The following is a 19,703-nucleotide window of genomic DNA, read 5'->3' as shown; positions in this document are numbered from 1 at the left end:
CGCTCATTATCCAGCCATTATTCTTATTACACGGGCAGAAGTAATGACCAATAATCCCACCCAACTTTCTTTATTGCAGGACGATATTCGTCGCCGCTACGAAACGCTGAGCAAACGTCTTAAACAGGTTGCGCGTTACATTCTTGATAACAGCAATAGCATTGCCTTTGATACCGTGGCCTCTATTGCCCAGCAGGCTGATGTCCCGCCATCAACCCTGATTCGCTTTGCCAACGCTTTTGGCTTTAGCGGCTTCAATGAAATGAAACAGGTTTTTCGTCAGCACCTGATGGAAGAGACGGTTAACTACACTGAACGCGCCCGTCTGTTTCGTCAGACCTCAACCGATGACAGCGCCAGTGCGCCTGAAAGCCCGGCTGAGATCCTCAATGTGTTTACCATGGTTAACAGCCAGGCGTTACAGCAGCTGGCGATGCAGGTTAATCCGGAGCAGCTGAACAAAGCGGTGAAGCTGCTGAACGAGGCCGAGAATATCTATGTGATTGGCCTGCGCCGTTCTTTCAGCGTCGCCTCTTATCTGGTGTATGCGCTGCGCCATCTGGAACGCCGGGCCTTCCTGATCGACGGCCTCGGCGGCATGTTTACCGAACAGCTCAGCCTGGTGAATCCTAAAGATGTGGTGATTGCCATCAGCTACTCGCCGTATGCGCGTGAAGCGGTCGAAGTGGTTGAAATGGGTGCCAAGCGCGGTGCGCATCAGATTGCCATCACCGACAGCCAGGTCAGCCCGCTGGCCGCCTTCAGCGACGTCTGTTTTGTGGTGCGTGAAGCGCAGGTGGATGGCTTCCGGTCGCAGGTTGCATCACTTTGTCTGGCGCAGACGCTGGCGGTGTCACTGGCACTGAACAATGCGGAAACGCCCTGATTCAGGCGATTAAAAAAGGCAGCCTGTTGGCTGCCTTTTTTATTGGTCGGCGGTGAGCTTAATCACGGCCGGCGGTGGAACGGTTACGGCTGACGGTGAGACAGTTATGACTGACGCGGATAGTCGTCGCTATTGACCCAGGCGTGATCTTTCTCCCAGGTAAACTTCCACAGCCGCACCGGTCCGGCCATCACGTTCAGGTAGTAGTTGTTGTAACCCGCCAGCGTCGCCACCGGATGATAGCCACGCGGCACCATCACCACATCGCGATTGTAGGGCGCCATGCACGCGTCCAGCGAGCGATCGTCGGTGTAAACCCGCTGCATGGCAAAGCCCGGTTCCGGATCGAAACGGTGATAATAGGTCTCTTCCAGATAAGTTTCGTCTTCGCTCTCTTCCTGGTCGTGCTTGTGGCTGGGATAAGAGCTGGTATCGCCTTCATTGGTATAGACTTCCACCACCAGCAGACTGTCAGCCGGTTTATTATCCGGCAGAATATTGTGTACCAGCCGCTGGTTACGTCCTTTGCCACGATGCTCCACCCCGACATCTTCCGGCGCAATCAGCCGCGCAGGCAGATTGCCGTGGCCCGGCGCGCTACAGACTGCCAGTTCCAGATCGCTGTCGGCCTGCACGTCGACTTCATCGTCATGCGGGACATAGACTGACCACGGCGGCACGCGCTCAAACGGTGACATGCGCTTACCGATGCCAGGGAATTCTGCGTGGCGGGTTTTAACCGAGGCCAGCCCGGCGACTATCACCAGGCACAGCTCGTTATCACCGCTGCTGAGGCGCAGGGTTTCTCCCTTCTTCAACAGATAAACGTCGAAACCGACATAACGCCAGCCGGCGCGCTCCGGCGTGACGTGCTGAATGCGACCCTGACTGTCTGGTGCTTGTGCTTTCGAAAGTAAAGACATCCCATTCCTCCTCTCTGCATGATAGATGCGCTTGCCGTCGCAGTGGCCCGGATTTAACCAGCCGCCTGAAACCGCTAACCGGCAGGCCATCGTAATGCGGCCTGCCGGTCGGGCACCTCAAACAGAGTTCATTGAATTAACTTAGCGTAGGCATACTGAATTCTGAAACGGTCTGCTGACCCGCTGGCCAGCGCACCGTGGCGGTTTTCATCCGGGTGTAGAAACGCACACCGTCCGGACCGTGGACGTTGAGCGCGCCGAACACCGAACGCTTCCAGCCACCAAAGCTGTGGAAAGCCATCGGCACCGGAACCGGCACGTTCACCCCGACCATGCCGGCTTCAACGTTCTGGACAAATTCACGCGCGGTGTTGCCGTTGCTGGTGAAAATGGCGCTGCCGTTGCCGAACTCATGGCTGTTGACCAGTTGCAGCGCGCTGTCGTAGTCCGGCGCACGCATGATGCTCAGCACCGGGCCAAAAATCTCTTCACGCCAGATCACCATGTCAGAGGTGACGTTATCAAACAGCGTGCCGCCGACGTAGTAACCTTCGGCGTGTCCGGCCACCTGAATAGTGCGGCCATCCACCACCAGCTTCGCACCTTCCTGCTCACCTTTATCAATGTAGCCGAGCACTTTCTTCTGATGCGCCGCCGAAACCACCGGCCCCATCTCATTCTCTTCTGCGCCTTTATTGATGCCAGGCCCGACACGCAGCGCTTTTACCAGCGGCGTCAGGCGGGCAATCAGTTTGTCAGCCGTATCATCACCAACCGCGACCACCACCGGCAGCGCCATGCAGCGCTCACCCGCTGATCCAAACGCCCCACCCATAATGGCGTTCACGGTGGCATCCAGATCGGCATCCGGCATCACGATGGCGTGGTTTTTGGCGGCGCCAAACGCCTGTACCCGCTTACCGTGGGCGCTGGCCGTTTTGTAGATGTGTTCTGCTACGCCGGATGACCCGACAAAGCTCACCGCCGCGATGCGCGGATCTTTGTACAACTGTTCAGCATCTTCATTTGAGCTGTGTACCACGTTGAATACGCCATCTGGCAGACCCGCTTCGGTAAGCAGTTCCGCCATGCGGACCGCGGCAGACGGATCAAGCGCAGGCGGCTTCAGAACAAAGGTATTGCCGCAGGCCAGAGCGATCGGGAACATCCACAGCGGCACCATCGCCGGGAAGTTAAACGGCGTAATCCCCGCCACAACCCCGACCGGCTGCATCAGCGAAAAGCTGTCAACGCCACTGCCGACATTCGGTGAGTATTCCCCTTTCAGCAGATGCGGGATCCCGCAGGCAAACTCAATCACTTCAATGCCGCGGGTCAGTTCGCCCAGCGCGTCAGACCAGACTTTGCCATGTTCGGAGACAATCAGCGCCGCCAGTTCATCGCGATGTTGTTCCATCAGCGCTTTGAAGTTGAACAGCACACGGGCACGGCGCAGCGGTGAGGTTTTCGACCAGGCCGGGAAGGCGTTGTGCGCAACCTCAATCGCATGAGCCACTTCGTCAGCAGTACTCTGCGTCAGTTCACGTACCACTTTTCCGGTTGCCGGATCGTAAACCGGGATGGTTTCGTTGCTGGCGCTGAAGGTGGTTTTACCGCCAATAAAGTTTCCTGTGATAGTCATGATGTTGCCTCTTTAAATGGTTAAGTTCCCTGCAGACTCACTGTGCGGCCTGTCCCGCAGCCTGATCAGGCAAACCTGAAAGCGTGCTATGAAACTATTACAGTGGAACAAATTTTTCAAATGGATATTTTTAGAAAATTTCTTTTTAGCGGCACAGATCGCATTTTTATCGTCACCCGATCGAGGCAGCCTGATATCGGGCCAAAGCCAGCCTGTCAGGCGCTTTACGGCCGCTGACAAATCCGTTAGCCGGGTGAAAAAGTCACGGTTTTTGCTGGCGCGATCGGGTTTTACCGGTCCGCAGTGAAACGGAATATGGAATTAATGCGAGACGGATCTAATAATTACCATTTCATAATTCATAAATAATGAAATAAATGTTCTCTTTAGCCCCATCTTCCTCTTTCCTGCCACCGGAGTCGCAGCATGGCCATCGATCCCACCCGCTTCTGTATTAATCGTAAAATCGCGCCCCGGCTCTCACTGGAGGCTTTTTTCCAGCTGGTCCAGCGCCTGGGGCTGAGTAAGGTGGAGCTGCGTAATGATATGCCGGGCGGCAGGGTGACTGACGGCCTCACTGCTGAACAGCTTCGCGCGCTGACCGACAAATACCACATTGATATTGTCACCATTAACGCCCTCTATCCCTTTAACCGCATTGATGACGATCTGCTGACCCGGACGGAGGCGTTGTTACAGGAGGCGCAACGGATTGGCGCCCGTGCGCTGGTGATGTGTCCGCTCAACGAGGGAATCAGCGTATCGCCGCAGCAAACCGTGGCGGCGCTGCAGCAGCTGGCTCCGCGCTTTGCCCATTATGGGATTCAGGGCCTGGTCGAGCCGCTGGGATTTCCGGTCAGCTCACTCCGTTCGGCCGTGCAGGCACAACAGCTGATTGCTGAGGCAGCGGTGCCGTTTAAGCTGGTGCTGGATACCTTCCATCATCATCTCTATGAGCAGGCTGAACAGGAGTTTCCGCTGGGCATTGAGGTTGAGCAAATCGGGCTGGTGCATCTCTCTGGCGTGGAAGATCTGCGCTCGACGGCGGAACTGACTGATGAGGAACGGGTGATGTTAAGCGATGGCGATGTGCTGAACAGCGTGGTGCAGGTCAAGCGGCTGGAGATGCTGGGTTACAAGGGAATTTACGCGTTTGAACCCTTCTCCAGCCAGCTGGATAGCTGGACACCGGCTGAGATTGAACGCCAGATTCGTCACAGTATCGAACTGCTGCAGGCCTGAGCCTGCACAAATCATCGTCCGAACATCTTCTTATCTGTGTCTGAAAAGACGTTTGGCCCCGGTTGGGGCCCTTTTTTTATCCCTGATGTGGCTCTGTAGCCGGTTGCCTGAACTGCAGACGCAGAGTGCAGACGCACGCCAGACAGACCAGCAGTGCCGTCAGCAGGTAGACCTGAGAAACCCCGGCATAGCTCATGATCAGCCCGGCGATCGGCCCGGTAATGCCGAGCGACAGATCCATAAAGGCGGTGTACGTTGCCAGCGCGCTGCCCTGATTTTGCTGCGGCACCACTTTTACTGCCACCACCCCCAGCGCCGGGAACACCAGCGAGAAACCGGCTCCGGTAAGAAACGCCCCCGCTTTGGCCATCCACGGATCGCCAGCGGCGGCTACCAGAAACAGCCCGATTACTTCAACCGCCAGACAGATGCTGGCAACCCGCAAACCACCGTGCCGGTTGATGGCGTTCGGAAACAACAGCCGCGCCCCGACGAAAGCCCCGCTGAACAGCGACAGCGCAAAGGCGGCGCCTCCCCAGCCTTTATCCTGATAAAACAGGGTAATAAAGGTAGCAATGACGCCGAAACCGGCAGAGCCCATCGCCAGAATCGCGCCGAAGCCAGCAATTTTTCCCAGCACCGCGCGGAACGGCAGCGGTCTGGCTTTACTGCCTTTGACGGCCGGACGCGGCAAGGCCCCGGCAATCCCTACCAGGCAGATGGCGATGATGATCCCCGACAGCCACAGCAGCCCGCCGAGCCGGTAAATCAGTACCCCGAGCGGCGCGCCAATCGCCATCGCGCCGTAGGTGACGATGCCGTTCCATGAGATCACCCGGCCAATGTGCAACGAACCAACCCGCGCCACGCCCCACAATGAGGTGCCGGTGCCGGTGAAACTCTGCCCCACCCCGAGGATCAACCGGCCGATGCACAGTAGCGTCAGGCTCAGCAACGGACTGTCGAGCGTCAGCGCCGCCAGCAGGATACAGACGCCGCTGATCAGGCAACCCACCAGCCCGATCACCACCACTTTCTTAGGCCCCCAGAGATCGGCATAGCGTCCGGCATGCGGCCGGCTCAGCAGCGTCGCCACATACTGCAGGCTGATCACTAACCCGGCCCAGAAGGCGCTAAAGCCCAGCGTGTCGTGCACCCAGCCCGGCAGAATCGCCAGTGGCAGACCAATAGTGAGATAACTGGCGAAGTTGTAGATCACGATAGAGAGGATCAGCAGAGATATTTTTACGCTACCGGATGCGGTAGTCGGCTCCGCTGCAGGTTGGTCAGGCATCAGTCCTCGCGCGCGTAGTTGGCTGAAAGGTAACGGTTAGCTGTTAACTATACCTGCTTTCACCGGTAACGCATCACGGCGGCCATCCGGTGGCGTTATTTTTGTCATCCGCGCAAATGCTGCAAACGGCGGAGTCAGACCCGACAGGGGATTCACTGGCTGACGCGCCTGAGGTCCCGGTGGTCTCAAATCCGGCGGCTGTTTTTACCGTTTCTCTGATAAATCAGCTTGTTAATTTTACTTCAGCTACACTTTGCTCAGCCAATTTGTGTGATGGGAGAGGGAATGAGCGAGCTGCAACGGGAAAAAATCGGACAAAATATTTTGATCAAACTGGCGATGCTGGTGATTATCCTCGCTGGCGTGCGGGCCGCGTCCGATATTCTGGTGCCACTGTTGCTGGCGGCCTTTTTTGCCATTGTGCTCAACCCGCTGGTCACCATGCTGATGCGGCGCGGTTTTCGCCGTGGGCTGGCGATTACGCTGGTTATCACGGTGATCTTCTTCGTCATCCTGCTGCTTGGCGCGGTGCTGGCCAGTTCAATGAGTGAGTTCTCCGATCTCTACCCGCAGCTGCGCGCCACCATGGAGCAGAAAATGACGATATTGCAGCATCTGGCGGCTGGCTTTCACCTCAACATCTCGACCGATGTGTTAATTCAGCGCTTCGACCCGAACACCATGATGAACCTGGCAACGGTGGCGCTGAGCGGCTTTTCGGGTGCCATGACCAATACGGTGCTGCTGATCCTGACCGTGGTTTTTATGCTGTTTGAAGTGCATCACCTGCCCTACAAAATGCGTAATGCGCTGGTTAATCCCAAGATCCGTATCGCCGGACTGCATAAAGCGCTGAAAGGGGTGACGCACTATCTGGCGCTGAAGACGCTGGTCAGTGTGATAACCGGCCTGTCGGTGTGGCTCAGCCTCTATCTGCTGGATGTGAAATTCGCCCTGCTGTGGGGTGTGGTGGCGTTTATCCTCAACTTCATTCCCAATATCGGCCCGATCATTGCCGGCATTCCGCCGTTTTTGCAGGCGTTATTACTCAACAGCCTGTTTGATGCGGCGATGGTGGCGGCGCTGTTTACCGCTATCCATATGGTGTTTGGCAATATGCTGGAGCCGCGCCTGATGGGCCGGGGACTGGGTTTATCCACTCTGGTGGTGTTTCTGTCGTTGGTGTTCTGGGGCTGGCTGCTCGGTCCGGTCGGGATGCTATTATCGGTGCCGCTCACCAGCATTACCAAAATCCTGATGGAGACCACGCCGGGCGGTAGCCGGCTGGCGATTATGCTGGGCACCGGGCGACCAAAACGGGCGCGAGGCTTAACCAAGTAGTCGTTGCTGGACGTGACGCAGATGATTCTCCATCGCCTGACGGGCCGCCACTTCGTCACCGGCCACGATCGCGTTGGCGATCTGCTGATGATCGGCGTTCATCTCAAGGGCAAAACTGTTATCGGCGAAATGGCGCTCCAGCCGCTGCACGTGCGGACTGTGGCGCTTGTTCCATAGCTGCTCCAGCATCTCGCGCAGCAGGTCGTTGCCGCTCATCTCACTGATCAACAGATGAAAGCGTTTATCCTGCTCCAGAAAGGCAGCATCATTTTGCGCGTGCTGTTGCAGCTGCGCCGTCAGCGCCAGCAGGGCAGCGCGCTGTGCCGGGGTGCCGTTGCGCGCGGCAAATCCCGCCAGCATCCCTTCAAACGCTTCTCTGGCCTGTAACAGATCCTGCAGGCTGCAGGCTTCGCTCTCCTGCGGGGTTGCCGTCTCGGGCAACGGCTGAGAGACAAAGACGCCGGTGCCGGTACGGATATCGACCCAGCCGGTCATCTCCAGCGCAATTAACGCCTCACGTACTGAAGAGCGGCTGACCCCCAGCTGCTTCGCCAGCTCACGTTCCGGCGGCAGCATCCCACCGGCGACAAACTCGCCGCGATCAATACCCGCCATAATGGCGTTGGCAATCTGACGATAAAGACGTTCGGTTTTTACCACTGGCAGCGCCATCATCCACTCCTGTTATCTGGCTTCACCGATCGCGCAGTTTGTCATGCTGCGATCCGGATCACGGCCTCATTTTGCTGACTATCATACTCTTGGTCCAGCGGCCTGACCACTGGGCCACATCACAGTTGAGGAGTAAACATGGAACATACATGGCGATGGTACGGTCCGAACGATCCGGTCTCGCTGGATGATGCCCGTCAGGCTGGCGCAACCGGCATCGTAACCGCGCTGCACCATATTCCTAACGGCGAAATCTGGCCGGTCGAAGAGATTAAAGCCCGCCAGGCGTTGCTGGCAGAGAAAGGACTGGTCTGGTCGGTGGTCGAGAGCATTCCGGTGCATGAATCGATCAAGACCCAGCGCGGCGACTACCTGCGCTATATTGCTCACTATCAGCAGTCGATACGTAATCTGGCCGCCTGTGGCATTGATACCGTCTGCTACAACTTCATGCCGGTGCTGGACTGGACCCGCACCGACCTCGCCTGGACTCTGCCGGATGGGGCGAAAGCGCTGCGATTTGACGCCGACGCTTTTGCCGCCTTTGAGCTGCATCTGCTGCAACGGCCGGGTGCCGAACAGGATTACAGCGTCGCCGAACAGCAGGCCGCCGCCCGACTGTTCGCCGCCATGAGCGAAGAAGAGAAAAACACCCTGGTGCGCAATATTATTGCCGGTTTGCCCGGTGCCGAAGAGGGCTACACCCTTGAGCAGTTCCAGGCACAGCTGACGCAATATGACGGCATCGATAAAGCCCGGTTGCGCGAGCATATGGCCACCTTCCTGCGCGCCATTGTGCCGGTGGCGGAAGAGGTGGGCATCAAACTGGCGGTGCATCCGGACGATCCGCCGCGCCCGATTCTCGGCCTGCCGCGCATTATCTCGACTCAGGAAGATATGCAGTGGCTGAAACAGACGGTAGACAGTCTGCACAACGGCTTCTGTTTCTGTACCGGCTCATATGGCGTTCGCGCCGATAACCCGCTGGTTGAGATGGCGGAAGCCTTTGCCGACCGCATCAATTTTGTGCACCTGCGCGCCACCAAGCGTGAGGACAATCCCAACAGCTTCCACGAAGCTGCCCACCTTGCAGGTGATGTTGATATGGTCGGGGTGATCAAAGTAATTCTGGCTGAAGAGCAGCGTCGCCGTCAGGCTGGCAACGGCCGGGCTATCCCGATGCGTCCCGATCACGGACATCAGATGCTGGACGATCTGCACAAACGCACCAACCCCGGCTACTCTGCCATTGGACGTCTGAAAGGACTGGCGGAATTACGTGGTGTCGAAGTGGCCCTGAAACAGATCTATTTTAACCACTGAGTTAACCCGACTGGCCCTGGGTCCGGCCTGAAGCTGGCCGGGGCCGGTTTCGCCGTTGAGCGCTCCGTTCTGCCGCCCTCTTGTCCGGTGCCCGCCATGCCACAGCAACCGGCGTTGCCGCCCGCGACCTGCCCTTTCTTTCGGAATACGTTTAAAATCATGTCTGAATGCCAGCAAAAGCAAAACATTGTCAACTAATGCATTCTCTGGACGATAATTGACCTTAATCAGTTCTGTTGATGGCCAAAACGCTAACCTGCATCGCCCGGAGACATGCTATGCTGCGCCGATTGATTAGCACCTCCTCATAACGCCTATAACACTCAGAGGATTTTGCGGTGCCGATATTGCAACGAAAACGCGATTACGCCAGGCTGATTATCATCGTATCCGGCGTGTTGCCTTTAATACTTGGCATTTTTTTCACCGCCCTCGATGCGCGCCATACGGTCCACCAACAGCAGGTGAGCGCCGCCAATACGCTTTTATCTCAGGCTGAGAAAATGAGCGACAGCGCCTGGGATATGATCAGCTCACTACGCCAGTTTCAGAACCAACCCTGCAGCCAGATTGAAAACACCCTGCAGCGACTCGGTACCCTCAACGCCTATTTCCGTGCCATTGGTAAACTGGAAAAGGATCAGATCGCCTGCTCTTCCGCCTATGGACTAAATTCTGGCTCGCTATCACAAATGATGATGCGTGATGTGCCGGTGACCGGCAAAGCCTGGTGGAGTCTGTCGATCGCCGGGACGTACGCGGTGCCGTATCGTCCGGCGGTGGTGTTCGTACGTGAACTGCCGGGCGGAGAAGGTTTCTGGGCAGTGATCGATGGCCAGTATCTGATCGATTTTATGCAGGCGATTGGCAGCGCACGCGGCTATCACCTGAGCATGCAGTTTAGCGGCGGCGCGCCGATCGCTTATGGCGCAGCGCAAACCACCGCGCAGGGCTGGTTTGAACCGCTGGTTTACCAGGCCACTTCCCGGCGTTATCTGCTGAGCGTTACGGTGGTCGCGCCGCCGAGCGAACTGATAACGGCCTGGCGACAGGTGCTGTTTATCTTCCTGCCGATGGCGGCCATTTTTTCCATTCTGCTGATGATCCTGACCTCGAACTGGCTCCGACGCCGTATCTCCTGGCGTGATGAGATCCGTCGCGCTATCGCTGGCGGCCAGTTCAGGGCGCACTATCAGCCGGTTTATGACGATCGATTGCAACGCTGCAGTGGCGTGGAGGCGCTGTTGCGCTGGACCATGCCCGATGGCATTGGCGTGCGGCCGGACATTTTTATCGGTGCTGCCGAAGCCGAAGGGATGATTGTGCCGCTGACCCGTCATCTGCTCGATCTGATTGCGGAGGATGTGCAAGGCTGGCAGGTGCCTGCGCACTTCCATCTGGCGATTAATGTGGCCGCCGATCATCTGCAGCATCCTGAATTTGTCAGCGATATGCTGCATTTTGCCGAGCGGGTGAAAGAGAAGCAGTTCGTGATCACTCTTGAGCTGACGGAGCGCAGCCTGATTAAAGATGGCGAAGGTGTGGCGCGTAAGCTGGAACAGCTGCGGCAGATCGGCATGAAGGTGGCGATTGATGACTTCGGTACGGGAAACTGCTCACTGAGCTATCTGCAGACCTTCGCACTGGACTACCTGAAAATTGATCGCGGGTTTATTAACGCCATTGAATCGCTGGACGGTGAAACACCGGTGCTGGACGCCATTATTAACCTCAGCCATAAACTGCAGCTGGAGGTGCTGGGCGAAGGGGTTGAGACCGCCCTGCAGTTCCGCTATCTGCAACAGCGTGGCGTGGTGTTTATTCAGGGTTACTACTATGCCCGCCCGATGGATAACGTTGCGCTGATCGCCTGGCTGGAGCAACACGGACAGCGCCCGTTACAGCATGACGATCCCCTCTGACATCCCACGGTTGCCAGCCAGTTATCAGCGCGAAATATCGGCGACCCTGGCTGCCGTTTCGCCAGCCTCAACCCGCCAGCCGGCTTCACCGCGCTGCGCGCTGCTGCTGATCTTTTCGCCAGCGCTCGGCTCACCCGGCAAATGTATCTGAATGTTTCAGCATCGCTGACACCCGCCCCCTATCCGCAGTAAATCGCCTGAAAACTAACCGAAGCGGCAGAAATGGCGGCAACTCTGCTGAAAAAAGCGTCGTTCGTCACGCAGAGTGATTATTTTTTTCAGGGTTATAAACGGGGTAAACGATCGGCCAGAGGGGTTAGTTTTAGCTCAAACATGACAGATATCACACAAAAACGGTATACTCTGTCGCTTAATGCAATAATCCCGGCACTAATTATTGCGTTGGCTAGCCGATAAAATGCACCTGTTTACGGCTATGCTTTAATTTCCTCAACGCCGCGGTCTGAACGATTCCGCTCGGTTCGCGCCGTTGAGGACTTTCATGTTCCATTACAGGGTAATTCTATGAAATTGCGTAGGAAGCGTGTAAAACCAATTGGCATTGATGATGTGACTATCATCGATGATGCCCGTTTACGTAAAGCCATCACCGCGGCCTCTCTGGGTAACGCGATGGAGTGGTTTGACTTCGGTGTGTATGGCTTTGTGGCTTACGCGCTGGGTAAAGTGTTTTTCCCGGACGTCTCGCCGGGCGTTCAGATGATTGCGGCGCTCGCCACCTTCTCTGTTCCCTTCCTGATTCGCCCGCTGGGTGGGCTGTTCTTCGGTATGCTGGGCGACAAATATGGTCGTCAGAAAATTCTCTCTATCACCATCATCATCATGTCGGTCAGTACCTTCTGTATCGGCCTGATACCCTCCTATGCCTCGATCGGCATCTGGGCACCGATTCTGCTGCTGTTAGCCAAGATGGCGCAGGGCTTCTCGGTCGGCGGTGAATATACCGGCGCCTCGATCTTCGTGGCTGAGTATTCGCCTGACCGCAAACGCGGCTTTATGGGAAGCTGGCTCGACTTTGGTTCGATTGCCGGTTTCGTGCTCGGCGCGGGCCTGGTGGTGCTGATTTCCTCCATTATTGGTGAAGATAGCTTCCTTGAGTGGGGCTGGCGTCTGCCGTTCTTCGTGGCGCTGCCGCTGGGGATTATCGGTCTTTACCTGCGCCATGCGCTGGAAGAGACGCCGGCATTCCAGCAGCACGTGGACAAACTGGAACAGGGCGACCGCGAAGGCCTGCAGGATGGCCCGAAGGTCTCGTTTAAAGAGATTGCGACTAAACACTGGCGCAGCCTGCTCTCCTGTATCGGTCTGGTGATCGCCACTAACGTCACCTACTACATGTTGCTGACGTACATGCCGAGCTACCTGTCACATAACCTGCACTACAGCGAAGATCATGGGGTGATGATTATCATCGCCATCATGATCGGTATGCTGTTTGTCCAGCCGATGATCGGCATGATGAGTGACCGTTTCGGCCGTCGTCCGTTTGTCATCATCGGCAGTATCGCCCTGATGATCTTCGCGATTCCAGCCTTTATGATGATCAACAGTGGCGTGCTGGGACTGATTTTTGCCGGTCTGCTGCTGCTGGCGGTGATCCTCAACGCCTTTACCGGTGTGATGGCCTCGTCGCTGCCGGCGATGTTCCCGACCCACATCCGCTACAGTGCGCTGGCCAGTGCGTTTAACATCTCGGTGTTGATCGCCGGTCTGACCCCGACCCTGGCCGCCTGGCTGGTGGAAACCACCAGCAACCTCTATATGCCAGCTTACTATCTGATGGTGGTCGCGGTAATTGGCCTGATTACCGGTCTGTTCATGAAAGAGACCGCCAATAAACCGCTGAAAGGTGCAACACCAGCCGCCTCGGATATGGAAGAAGCGCGCGAAATCCTGCAGGAACATCACGATAACATCGAGCACAAAATCGAAGATATCGACGAAGAGATCGCCCGCCTCGAAGCGAAACGTAAAAACCTGGTGCAGCAGCACCCGGACATTAACGAGTAAGCGTCTTCCCTCTCCCGCCGCCCGGCGGGAGAGTTTTTCTCCCGCGCCGTTACCGCACACAAACCTTCATGCCTCCCCGGCAAAGGGAGTAAACTATTGTCACTTTTTTCACCTGCGTAAGAATGAATATGTCTGATTATTCCCTTATCCAGCGCCCAAGAAGATTGCGCGCCAGCGCGTCAATGCGCGAAATGTTCCAGGAATCTTCCCTCAGCCTGAACGATCTGGCTCTGCCCATTTTCGTTGAAGAGGGTGTCGACGATTACAAAGCGATTCAGGCGATGCCTGGCGTGATGCGTATCCCGGAAAAACGTCTCGCCTATGAGATTGAACGCATCGCGAAAGCCGGTATCCGCTCGGTGATGACCTTTGGTATTTCACACCATACCGATGCTACCGGCAGCGATGCCTGGAATGAAAACGGTCTGGTGGCGCGGATGTCCCGCATCTGCAAAGAGACGGTACCGGAAATGATCGTCATGTCCGATACCTGTTTCTGTGAATACACCAGCCACGGTCACTGCGGTGTGCTGTGCGATCACGGCGTTGATAACGACGCGACGCTGATCAACCTTGGCAAGCAGGCGGTAGTGGCGGCCGCGGCGGGCGCGGACTTTATCGCCCCTTCTGCGGCGATGGATGGCCAGGTACAGGCGATTCGTCAGGCGCTGGACGCGGCGGGCTTCACTCAAACCGCGATCATGTCTTACTCGACTAAGTTCGCCTCATCGTTTTACGGTCCATTCCGTGAAGCAGCGGGAACGGCACTGAAAGGTGATCGTAAGACCTACCAGATGAATCCGATGAATCGCCGTGAAGCGATCCGTGAATCACTGATTGATGCGGCGGAAGGTGCAGATTCACTGATGGTGAAACCGGCAGGTGCCTATCTGGATATCCTGCGTGATATTCGTGAGCGCACTGAGCTGCCGCTGGCGGCCTACCAGGTGAGCGGTGAGTACGCCATGATTAAATTTGCCGCGCAGGCCGGTGCCATTGATGAACGTAATGTGGTACTGGAAAGCCTGGGTGCGATTAAACGTGCCGGTGCGGACCTGATTTTCAGTTATTTCGCGCTTGATCTCGCCGAACAAAAAGTGCTCTGATCCCCTCCTCAATAAGACAGTGAATTGAATCGCTTCGATCACTGTCTTTTTTCTTTGCCGTAAGGCACACATCAGAACCTGGCTTCACCAAAAAAATAAAGGGCTCTGCGATGAAAGCACCCGAGATCGCTGCCGATGAGGCACAACGTTTATCGCAGTTGCGTGCGTTGAACGTTATGAATACCCCTGCAGAAGAGCGTTTTGATCGTTTGACCCGTCTGGCACGCCGGCTGTTTGACGTTCCGATTGCGTTAGTCAGCCTGCTGGAAGCCGATCACCAGTGGTTTAAGTCGGCGCAGGGTTTTGAGCCCGCCGGATCGCCACGCAACATCTCCTTTTGCGGCCATGCCATCCTGCAGGATGAGATCATGATTGTGGAAGATGCCGCCACCGATGAGCGCTTTCATGACAATCCTCTGGTGACCGGCGAGCCGCACATTCGCTTCTACGCCGGCTGTCCGCTGCGGGCACCGGGTGGCGCGAAAATGGGCACGCTGTGCATCATTGGCCGTGAGCCGCGCCAGTTTGACGAAGAAGATCGGGCCACGCTGCGCGACCTGGCGGCGATGGCCGAAGCGGAACTGGTGGCGTTTCAGGCGGCCACCTGCGATGAGCTGACGCAGATTACCAATCGGCGTGGCTTTATGACGCTGGGCGAGATGGTGCTGAAAGAGTGCCGGATGAAGAACCGGCCCGCCTGTCTGACCTTTCTCGATCTGGATAAGTTTAAGCAGATTAATGACTCGCTCGGCCATCGTGAGGGCGACCGGGCGCTGATGGATTTTGCTGACGCGATGAAAGTGGTGTTTAAACATTCCGATCTGTTTGCCCGCTTAGGCGGCGATGAGTTCGTGGTGCTGTTTAACGGCCTGCAACAGCAGCAGACGGAAGCGCTGCTGCAGCAGTTTGCCCACTACTTAGCCCAGCAGTCGATCAGCCTGAACCGCCGTTACCATCTGCACTTCTCGTATGGCGTGGTGGAGTTTGATGCAGCCCATCCGCAGTCGCTGGAGCAGTTACTGCATGACAGCGATGAGCAAATGTACCGCAGTAAAAAGCAGAAGCGAGCGGTGCTGTAACCGGTCAGGCGCCACTGCGCCTGACCGGTTACACCTGAGGGGTTACTGTCGCGCCAGGTCGTCGAGCAGGGTCTGATTAAACTTCGCTGGCTCTTCCATCTGCGGCGCATGTCCCATTCCCGGGAATTCGATTAACCGCGCGCCCGGAATCCGCTTCGCCACCTCTTTACCCAGCACCGCGTAATCACCGAGCCGCGCTTTGACCGCCGCAGGTGCGATATCGCTGCCAATTGCGGTGGTGTCGGCAGTGCCGATCATCAGGGTGGTCGGCACCGTCAAATCGCCGAATTCATAAAACACCGGTTGCGTGAAAATCATGTCGTAAATCAGCGCTGAATTCCACGCCACTTTCTGGTGTCCTGGCCCGCTGTTCAGCCCGGCCAGCATATCGACCCATTTGTCATACTCCGGTTTCCAGCGACCGACATAATAGGTCTGCTGCTCATACTTCTTAATCCCTTCGGCACTCAGCTTGAGTTCGCGCTGATACCACTGATCGACGGACCGCCACGGCGCGCCCTTAGCCTTCCAGTCTTCCAGCCCGATCGGGTTGACCAGCACCAGCTTCCGGGTCTGCTCCGGATACATCAGCGCATAGCGTGTCGCCAGCATTCCGCCGGTGGAGTGGCCAATAATCACCGCTTTTTCTACCCCCAGCTGCGCCAGCAGCTGATGGGTGTTCTCCGCCAGCTGCTGAAAACTGTACTGGTAATGCGCCGGTTTGGTTGAACTGCAGAAACCAATCTGGTCGGGCGCCACCACGCGATAGCCTTGCTGACTGAGTGCGCGAATCGTCTCTTCCCAGGTCGCGCCACAGAAGTTTTTCCCGTGCATCAGCACCACGGTTTGTCCGTTGGCTTTTTGCGTCGGTTTCACATCCATGTAGCCCATGCTCAGCGGTTGCTGCTGAGAGGAAAAATTGAAATGTTGCAGAGGGTAAGGATAGTGAAATCCTTCCAGCTGCTCGCCGTAAACGTTGGCGGCGAGCGCCGGTGCCGTGCTGAGTAAGGTCAGCGAGGTGAGCAAGGCGGCAAGCGGTTTCTTCAACGCGTATGTCGGGCTCATCCAGGGTTCTCCAGGTTAAAGGTGAGGTGTAAGCCTGGCATGAAGTGCTGAAAAGTGTATTGATGGGCTGTGCGATGTTGATCATCCCCCTGCCGCTGAGACGTCTTATCACCGGTTAAACCCGCTTAAGCGAAACCGTTTAATTAATATTACGCATCCCGCTTATTCACACTACTTATTTCACTCACTTCATCAACATATCAATTACAAGTAAGCCATTTATATTATCAAATAGTTATTAAAACTGCTTTATCGGAGATAACGATTCATTTCCTGATAAAACTTTACGTAAGAAATGCGCAGAAAAAGATAAGTTATTTTAAACTGCCCCCGAAGATAAAAAGGGGGATGTTATGAATGAGCGTAAATATAATGAAAGTGTGATCGTCTCTGTCACCGAGTGGATTGATAACAATCTCGATCAGCGGTTAAGCGTTGATGATATTGCGGAGAAAGCCGGATATTCAAAATGGTATTTACAGAAATTATTTGCCCGCTATCACAATGAAACGCTGGCGCGTTATATTCGCAAGCGCAAGCTGGCTGCCTGTGTCAATGATTTAAAAAATAGCCGTACGCCAATTATTAGCCTGGCGCTGAAATACCATTTTGAAAGCCAGCAATCTTTCACCCGCTCATTTAAACAGGTGATGGGATGTACGCCGAGCGTCTGCCGTCGGCGTCAGCTGGATGAGGCGACGTGCCAGCAGTTATCTGAGGCCGCCAATCCCTGTGCGCTATGCCGCTACGCTCAGCCTGAAACCCGTGAAAAAATCAGCAGCGGAATAAGCCAGAATATCACCTTATCCGCCCATCACTATGGCACGTCTGACTCAGCCCGTAGCCTGTGATGATCAGATATCGTCCGGTTGATAATATTGCACACCGATCTGAATTCGCTCACGGCCCTGCGTGACGCGATGACGATTGGTGTCGCGCAGCGAATAAACGCAGCCGCAATATTCCTGCTGATAAAAACTTTCGCGCTTGCTGATTTCAATCATCCGCGCCGATCCGCCGCCCTTACGCCAGTTAAATTCCCAGTAAAGCAGGTCAGGATAATGGGCCGCCGCACGCACTCCGCAATCATTAATCTGCTGCATATTCTTCCAGCGTGAAATACCCAGCGAACTGGTGATCACCGGAAAACCATTTTCATGGGCATACAAGGCAGTACGTTCAAAGCGCATATCAAAGCACATGGTACAACGCTCGCCGCGCTCCGGTTCCCATTCCATGCCGCGCGCCCGTTTAAACCAGTCATCACGGTCATAATCAGCATCGACAAACGGCACACCAAATTTTTCTGCAAAACGAATATTCTCCTCTTTGCGCAGCTCATATTCTTTGAGCGGATGAATATTTGGGTTGTAGAAATAAATGGTGTAGTCAATGCCGGATGCCAGCATCGCTTCCATCACTTCACCGGAACAGGGGGCACAGCAGGAGTGCAAAAGGACTTTTTTGTGGCCGCCAGGTAAGGGCAGCGGCTGGCGCTGATAAGGCTGAGACATAAGCACCTTCAATCATTGGCTGAAAAACCGCAGTGTAATAGCGCACGCCACCGGTTGCAAAATTTCCCGGGCAGGCGGAGCTTTTGCCTATTTGTGCGCTGTTATCAGTCGGCGCGCTGACCGCCAGGCCGCGCACCGCCGGGCGGCTGGCGCCGTTCCCGCCGATGGCCAGGCTGCGGATGTTTAAACTGTGACCGGTAACACACTGCCCTCGACTATGTTTACATAACATTAACAATATTGACAAAGTCTCAGAGCAAGGAGAGAAGCATGGCTGCAGCAAAGAGATCGGGGGATCGTCAGAACCGCTTTACCTGGTTCGTCTGTTTTATGGCCGCGCTGTCCGGCCTGTTATTTGGCCTGGATATTGGCGTGATTGCCGGCGCGCTGCCGTTTCTCGCCAAAGATTTGCAGATCACTAACCATCAGCAGGAGTGGGTGGTCAGTTCAATGATGTTTGGTGCCGCGCTGGGTGCGCTGGGTGCTGGCTGGATGTCATCAAAGCTGGGACGCAAGAAAAGCATGCTGGCCGGTGCCACGCTGTTCGTGATCGGTTCGCTGTGGTCGGCGTTTTCACCGGATGTCGAATCGCTGGTCTGCGCCCGGGTAATGCTGGGCCTGGCGGTCGGGATCGCCTCTTATACCGCCCCGCTCTATCTGGCCGAAATTGCGCCTGAGCGTATTCGCGGATCAATGATTTCGATGTATCAGCTGATGCTGACCACCGGCATTGTGGTGGCGTACCTCTCCGATACCGCCTTCAGCTATAGCGGTAACTGGCGCTGGATGCTGGGGATTATCGCTATTCCGGCAGTGATCCTGTTTGTCGGCGTGCTGTTTCTGCCCAACAGCCCACGCTGGCTGGCCGCGCACGGTCGCTTTAACGAGGCGCAGCGGGTGCTGGATCGGCTGCGCAACACCAGCGAACAGGCCCGCCAGGAGCTGGAAGAGATCCGTGAAAGCCTGCAGGTGAAGCAACGCGGCTGGTCACTGTTTCGTTCTAACAGCCATTTCCGTCGCGCCGTGTGGCTTGGCATGCTGTTGCAGATTATGCAGCAGTTCACCGGCATGAACGTGGTGATGTATTACGCGCCGAAAATCTTTAATATCGCCGGTTTCTCCAGCACCAGCGAGCAGATGTGGGGCACCGTTATCGTCGGCCTGGTCAATATGCTGGCGACGCTGATTGCCATTTTCCTGGTTGACCGCTGGGGACGTAAACCGATGCTCACCACCAGTTTTCTGGTGATGGCGATCGGCATGGGCGTGCTCGGGACATTACTGCATCTGGGCGTGGAGACTGACTTCCGCAAATATTTCGCCATTGCCATGCTGCTGATGTTTATCGTCGGTTTCGCGATGGCTGCCGGTCCGGTGATCTGGCTGTTGTGCTCAGAGATCCAGCCGCTGAAAGGGCGTGATTTCGGCATTACCGCCTCGACCACCACCAACTGGGTCGGTAACATGATTGTCGGTGCCACTTTCCTGACCATGCTCGACCAGCTGGGCAATGCCAACACTTTCTGGTTCTACGGGGCGCTCAATCTGCTGTTTATCGTGCTGACCATGCTGCTGGTGCCAGAGACCAAGCACGTAACGCTGGAGCATATTGAACGCAACCTGATGAAGGGCAAAGCCCTGCGTGATATCGGGGCGTAACCGC

17 protein-coding genes are annotated in these 19,703 nt (G+C 56.0%); 11 read left to right on the top strand and 6 right to left on the bottom strand.

What is annotated here, in order from left to right; translation table 11 throughout:
* Positions 1 to 43: 43 nt before the first annotated feature.
* Positions 44 to 886 carry a MurR/RpiR family transcriptional regulator gene (locus ABIB18_RS11890; RefSeq protein WP_046289370.1) on the top strand — a complete coding sequence of 281 codons (843 nt, stop codon included), beginning with the start codon at positions 44 to 46 and terminating at the stop codon, positions 884 to 886.
* 104 nt (positions 887 to 990) lie between these two features.
* Here ABIB18_RS11890 and iolB read toward each other — a convergent pair whose 3' ends face one another.
* On the bottom strand, positions 991 to 1,809 hold the full coding sequence (iolB, locus tag ABIB18_RS11885; protein ID WP_089561866.1) for a 5-deoxy-glucuronate isomerase: 819 nt from the start codon (positions 1,807 to 1,809) through the stop codon (positions 991 to 993).
* Between the two features lie 136 nt (positions 1,810 to 1,945).
* Positions 1,946 to 3,451, bottom strand: a complete 1,506-nt coding sequence (locus ABIB18_RS11880; protein WP_031375252.1) for a CoA-acylating methylmalonate-semialdehyde dehydrogenase — start codon at positions 3,449 to 3,451, stop codon at positions 1,946 to 1,948.
* A 426-nt stretch (positions 3,452 to 3,877) separates the two neighbouring features.
* Here ABIB18_RS11880 and ABIB18_RS11875 point away from each other — a divergent pair, with 426 nt between their 5' ends.
* Positions 3,878 to 4,693, top strand: coding sequence for a TIM barrel protein (locus ABIB18_RS11875; protein ID WP_354474188.1), 816 nt, complete (start codon positions 3,878 to 3,880; stop codon positions 4,691 to 4,693).
* 76 nt (positions 4,694 to 4,769) lie between these two features.
* Here ABIB18_RS11875 and ABIB18_RS11870 read toward each other — a convergent pair whose 3' ends face one another.
* The gene (locus ABIB18_RS11870; RefSeq protein ID WP_354474187.1) at positions 4,770 to 5,987 is read right to left on the bottom strand and encodes an MFS transporter; all 1,218 of its coding nucleotides are present in this window, start codon (positions 5,985 to 5,987) and stop codon (positions 4,770 to 4,772) included.
* A 285-nt stretch (positions 5,988 to 6,272) separates the two neighbouring features.
* Between ABIB18_RS11870 and ABIB18_RS11865 the strand changes: the two genes are divergently transcribed.
* A complete protein-coding gene (locus tag ABIB18_RS11865; RefSeq protein WP_031375254.1) occupies positions 6,273 to 7,328 on the top strand; it encodes an AI-2E family transporter in 1,056 nt (351 codons plus the stop codon).
* Here ABIB18_RS11865 and ABIB18_RS11860 read toward each other — a convergent pair.
* Entirely contained in the window at positions 7,317 to 8,000 is a 684-nt protein-coding gene (locus ABIB18_RS11860; protein ID WP_069729095.1) for a FadR/GntR family transcriptional regulator, read from the bottom strand. The genes ABIB18_RS11865 and ABIB18_RS11860 overlap by 12 nt on opposite strands.
* A 138-nt stretch (positions 8,001 to 8,138) precedes the next feature.
* Here ABIB18_RS11860 and uxuA point away from each other — a divergent pair, with 138 nt between their 5' ends.
* The 6 genes from uxuA to ABIB18_RS11830 all read left to right on the top strand — a co-directional run bounded on the left by uxuA (position 8,139) and on the right by ABIB18_RS11830 (position 15,461).
* Positions 8,139 to 9,323 carry a mannonate dehydratase gene (uxuA, locus tag ABIB18_RS11855; protein ID WP_069729094.1) on the top strand — a complete coding sequence of 395 codons (1,185 nt, stop codon included), beginning with the start codon at positions 8,139 to 8,141 and terminating at the stop codon, positions 9,321 to 9,323.
* A 338-nt stretch (positions 9,324 to 9,661) separates the two neighbouring features.
* On the top strand, positions 9,662 to 11,245 hold the full coding sequence (locus ABIB18_RS11850) for an EAL domain-containing protein (RefSeq protein ID WP_354474186.1): 1,584 nt from the start codon (positions 9,662 to 9,664) through the stop codon (positions 11,243 to 11,245).
* Positions 11,229 to 11,396, top strand: a complete 168-nt coding sequence (locus tag ABIB18_RS11845; protein WP_159222896.1) for a hypothetical protein — start codon at positions 11,229 to 11,231, stop codon at positions 11,394 to 11,396. Before ABIB18_RS11850 ends, ABIB18_RS11845 begins: the two co-directional genes overlap by 17 nt.
* Before the next feature lie 374 nt (positions 11,397 to 11,770).
* Complete coding sequence (proP, locus tag ABIB18_RS11840; protein ID WP_031375258.1) at positions 11,771 to 13,276, top strand: glycine betaine/L-proline transporter ProP; 1,506 nt, start codon at positions 11,771 to 11,773, stop codon at positions 13,274 to 13,276.
* 128 nt (positions 13,277 to 13,404) lie between these two features.
* Positions 13,405 to 14,382 (top strand): porphobilinogen synthase, encoded by a 978-nt coding sequence (hemB, locus tag ABIB18_RS11835; protein WP_031375259.1) that lies wholly within the window; start codon positions 13,405 to 13,407, stop codon positions 14,380 to 14,382.
* A gap of 110 nt (positions 14,383 to 14,492) precedes the next feature.
* Complete coding sequence (locus tag ABIB18_RS11830) at positions 14,493 to 15,461, top strand: GGDEF domain-containing protein (RefSeq protein ID WP_031375260.1); 969 nt, start codon at positions 14,493 to 14,495, stop codon at positions 15,459 to 15,461.
* A gap of 42 nt (positions 15,462 to 15,503) precedes the next feature.
* On the opposite strand, the gene ABIB18_RS11825 is transcribed toward ABIB18_RS11830, so the two are convergent.
* The gene (locus ABIB18_RS11825) at positions 15,504 to 16,526 is read right to left on the bottom strand and encodes an alpha/beta fold hydrolase (RefSeq protein ID WP_031375261.1); all 1,023 of its coding nucleotides are present in this window, start codon (positions 16,524 to 16,526) and stop codon (positions 15,504 to 15,506) included.
* Positions 16,527 to 16,879: 353 nt separating this feature from the next.
* Here ABIB18_RS11825 and ABIB18_RS11820 point away from each other — a divergent pair, with 353 nt between their 5' ends.
* Positions 16,880 to 17,377, top strand: a complete 498-nt coding sequence (locus ABIB18_RS11820) for a helix-turn-helix domain-containing protein (RefSeq protein WP_031375262.1) — start codon at positions 16,880 to 16,882, stop codon at positions 17,375 to 17,377.
* Positions 17,378 to 17,380: 3 nt separating this feature from the next.
* Here the strand turns inward: ABIB18_RS11820 and ABIB18_RS11815 are convergent, their stop codons facing one another.
* Entirely contained in the window at positions 17,381 to 18,040 is a 660-nt protein-coding gene (locus ABIB18_RS11815; protein ID WP_031375263.1) for an epoxyqueuosine reductase QueH, read from the bottom strand.
* A gap of 270 nt (positions 18,041 to 18,310) precedes the next feature.
* On the opposite strand from ABIB18_RS11815, the gene ABIB18_RS11810 reads away from it, so the two are divergent.
* Complete coding sequence (locus tag ABIB18_RS11810) at positions 18,311 to 19,699, top strand: sugar porter family MFS transporter (RefSeq protein WP_031374836.1); 1,389 nt, start codon at positions 18,311 to 18,313, stop codon at positions 19,697 to 19,699.
* Positions 19,700 to 19,703: the final 4 nt, after the last annotated feature.

It is taken from the genome of Pantoea sp. UYEF8, assembly GCF_040546285.1.
Taxonomy (GTDB): domain Bacteria; phylum Pseudomonadota; class Gammaproteobacteria; order Enterobacterales; family Enterobacteriaceae; genus Pantoea; species Pantoea brenneri.
This window is presented reverse-complemented; position numbering and strand designations above follow the sequence as displayed.

Excerpts from the sequence above, each read along its gene's own strand:
- ABIB18_RS11820 (WP_031375262.1), top strand. The coding sequence starts at position 16,880 with ATGAATGAGCGTAAATATAATGAAAGTGTGATCGTCTCTGTCACCGAG.
- ABIB18_RS11870 (WP_354474187.1), bottom strand. The coding sequence starts at position 5,987 with ATGCCTGACCAACCTGCAGCGGAGCCGACTACCGCATCCGGTAGCGTA.
- ABIB18_RS11825 (WP_031375261.1), bottom strand. The coding sequence starts at position 16,526 with ATGAGCCCGACATACGCGTTGAAGAAACCGCTTGCCGCCTTGCTCACC.
- hemB (WP_031375259.1), top strand. The coding sequence starts at position 13,405 with ATGTCTGATTATTCCCTTATCCAGCGCCCAAGAAGATTGCGCGCCAGC.
- uxuA (WP_069729094.1), top strand. The coding sequence starts at position 8,139 with ATGGAACATACATGGCGATGGTACGGTCCGAACGATCCGGTCTCGCTG.
- ABIB18_RS11875 (WP_354474188.1), top strand. The coding sequence starts at position 3,878 with ATGGCCATCGATCCCACCCGCTTCTGTATTAATCGTAAAATCGCGCCC.
- ABIB18_RS11810 (WP_031374836.1), top strand. The coding sequence starts at position 18,311 with ATGGCTGCAGCAAAGAGATCGGGGGATCGTCAGAACCGCTTTACCTGG.
- iolB (WP_089561866.1), bottom strand. The coding sequence starts at position 1,809 with ATGTCTTTACTTTCGAAAGCACAAGCACCAGACAGTCAGGGTCGCATT.
- ABIB18_RS11845 (WP_159222896.1), top strand. The coding sequence starts at position 11,229 with ATGACGATCCCCTCTGACATCCCACGGTTGCCAGCCAGTTATCAGCGC.
- ABIB18_RS11815 (WP_031375263.1), bottom strand. The coding sequence starts at position 18,040 with ATGTCTCAGCCTTATCAGCGCCAGCCGCTGCCCTTACCTGGCGGCCAC.
- ABIB18_RS11880 (WP_031375252.1), bottom strand. The coding sequence starts at position 3,451 with ATGACTATCACAGGAAACTTTATTGGCGGTAAAACCACCTTCAGCGCC.
- proP (WP_031375258.1), top strand. The coding sequence starts at position 11,771 with ATGAAATTGCGTAGGAAGCGTGTAAAACCAATTGGCATTGATGATGTG.
- ABIB18_RS11860 (WP_069729095.1), bottom strand. The coding sequence starts at position 8,000 with ATGGCGCTGCCAGTGGTAAAAACCGAACGTCTTTATCGTCAGATTGCC.
- ABIB18_RS11830 (WP_031375260.1), top strand. The coding sequence starts at position 14,493 with ATGAAAGCACCCGAGATCGCTGCCGATGAGGCACAACGTTTATCGCAG.
- ABIB18_RS11865 (WP_031375254.1), top strand. The coding sequence starts at position 6,273 with ATGAGCGAGCTGCAACGGGAAAAAATCGGACAAAATATTTTGATCAAA.
- ABIB18_RS11890 (WP_046289370.1), top strand. The coding sequence starts at position 44 with ATGACCAATAATCCCACCCAACTTTCTTTATTGCAGGACGATATTCGT.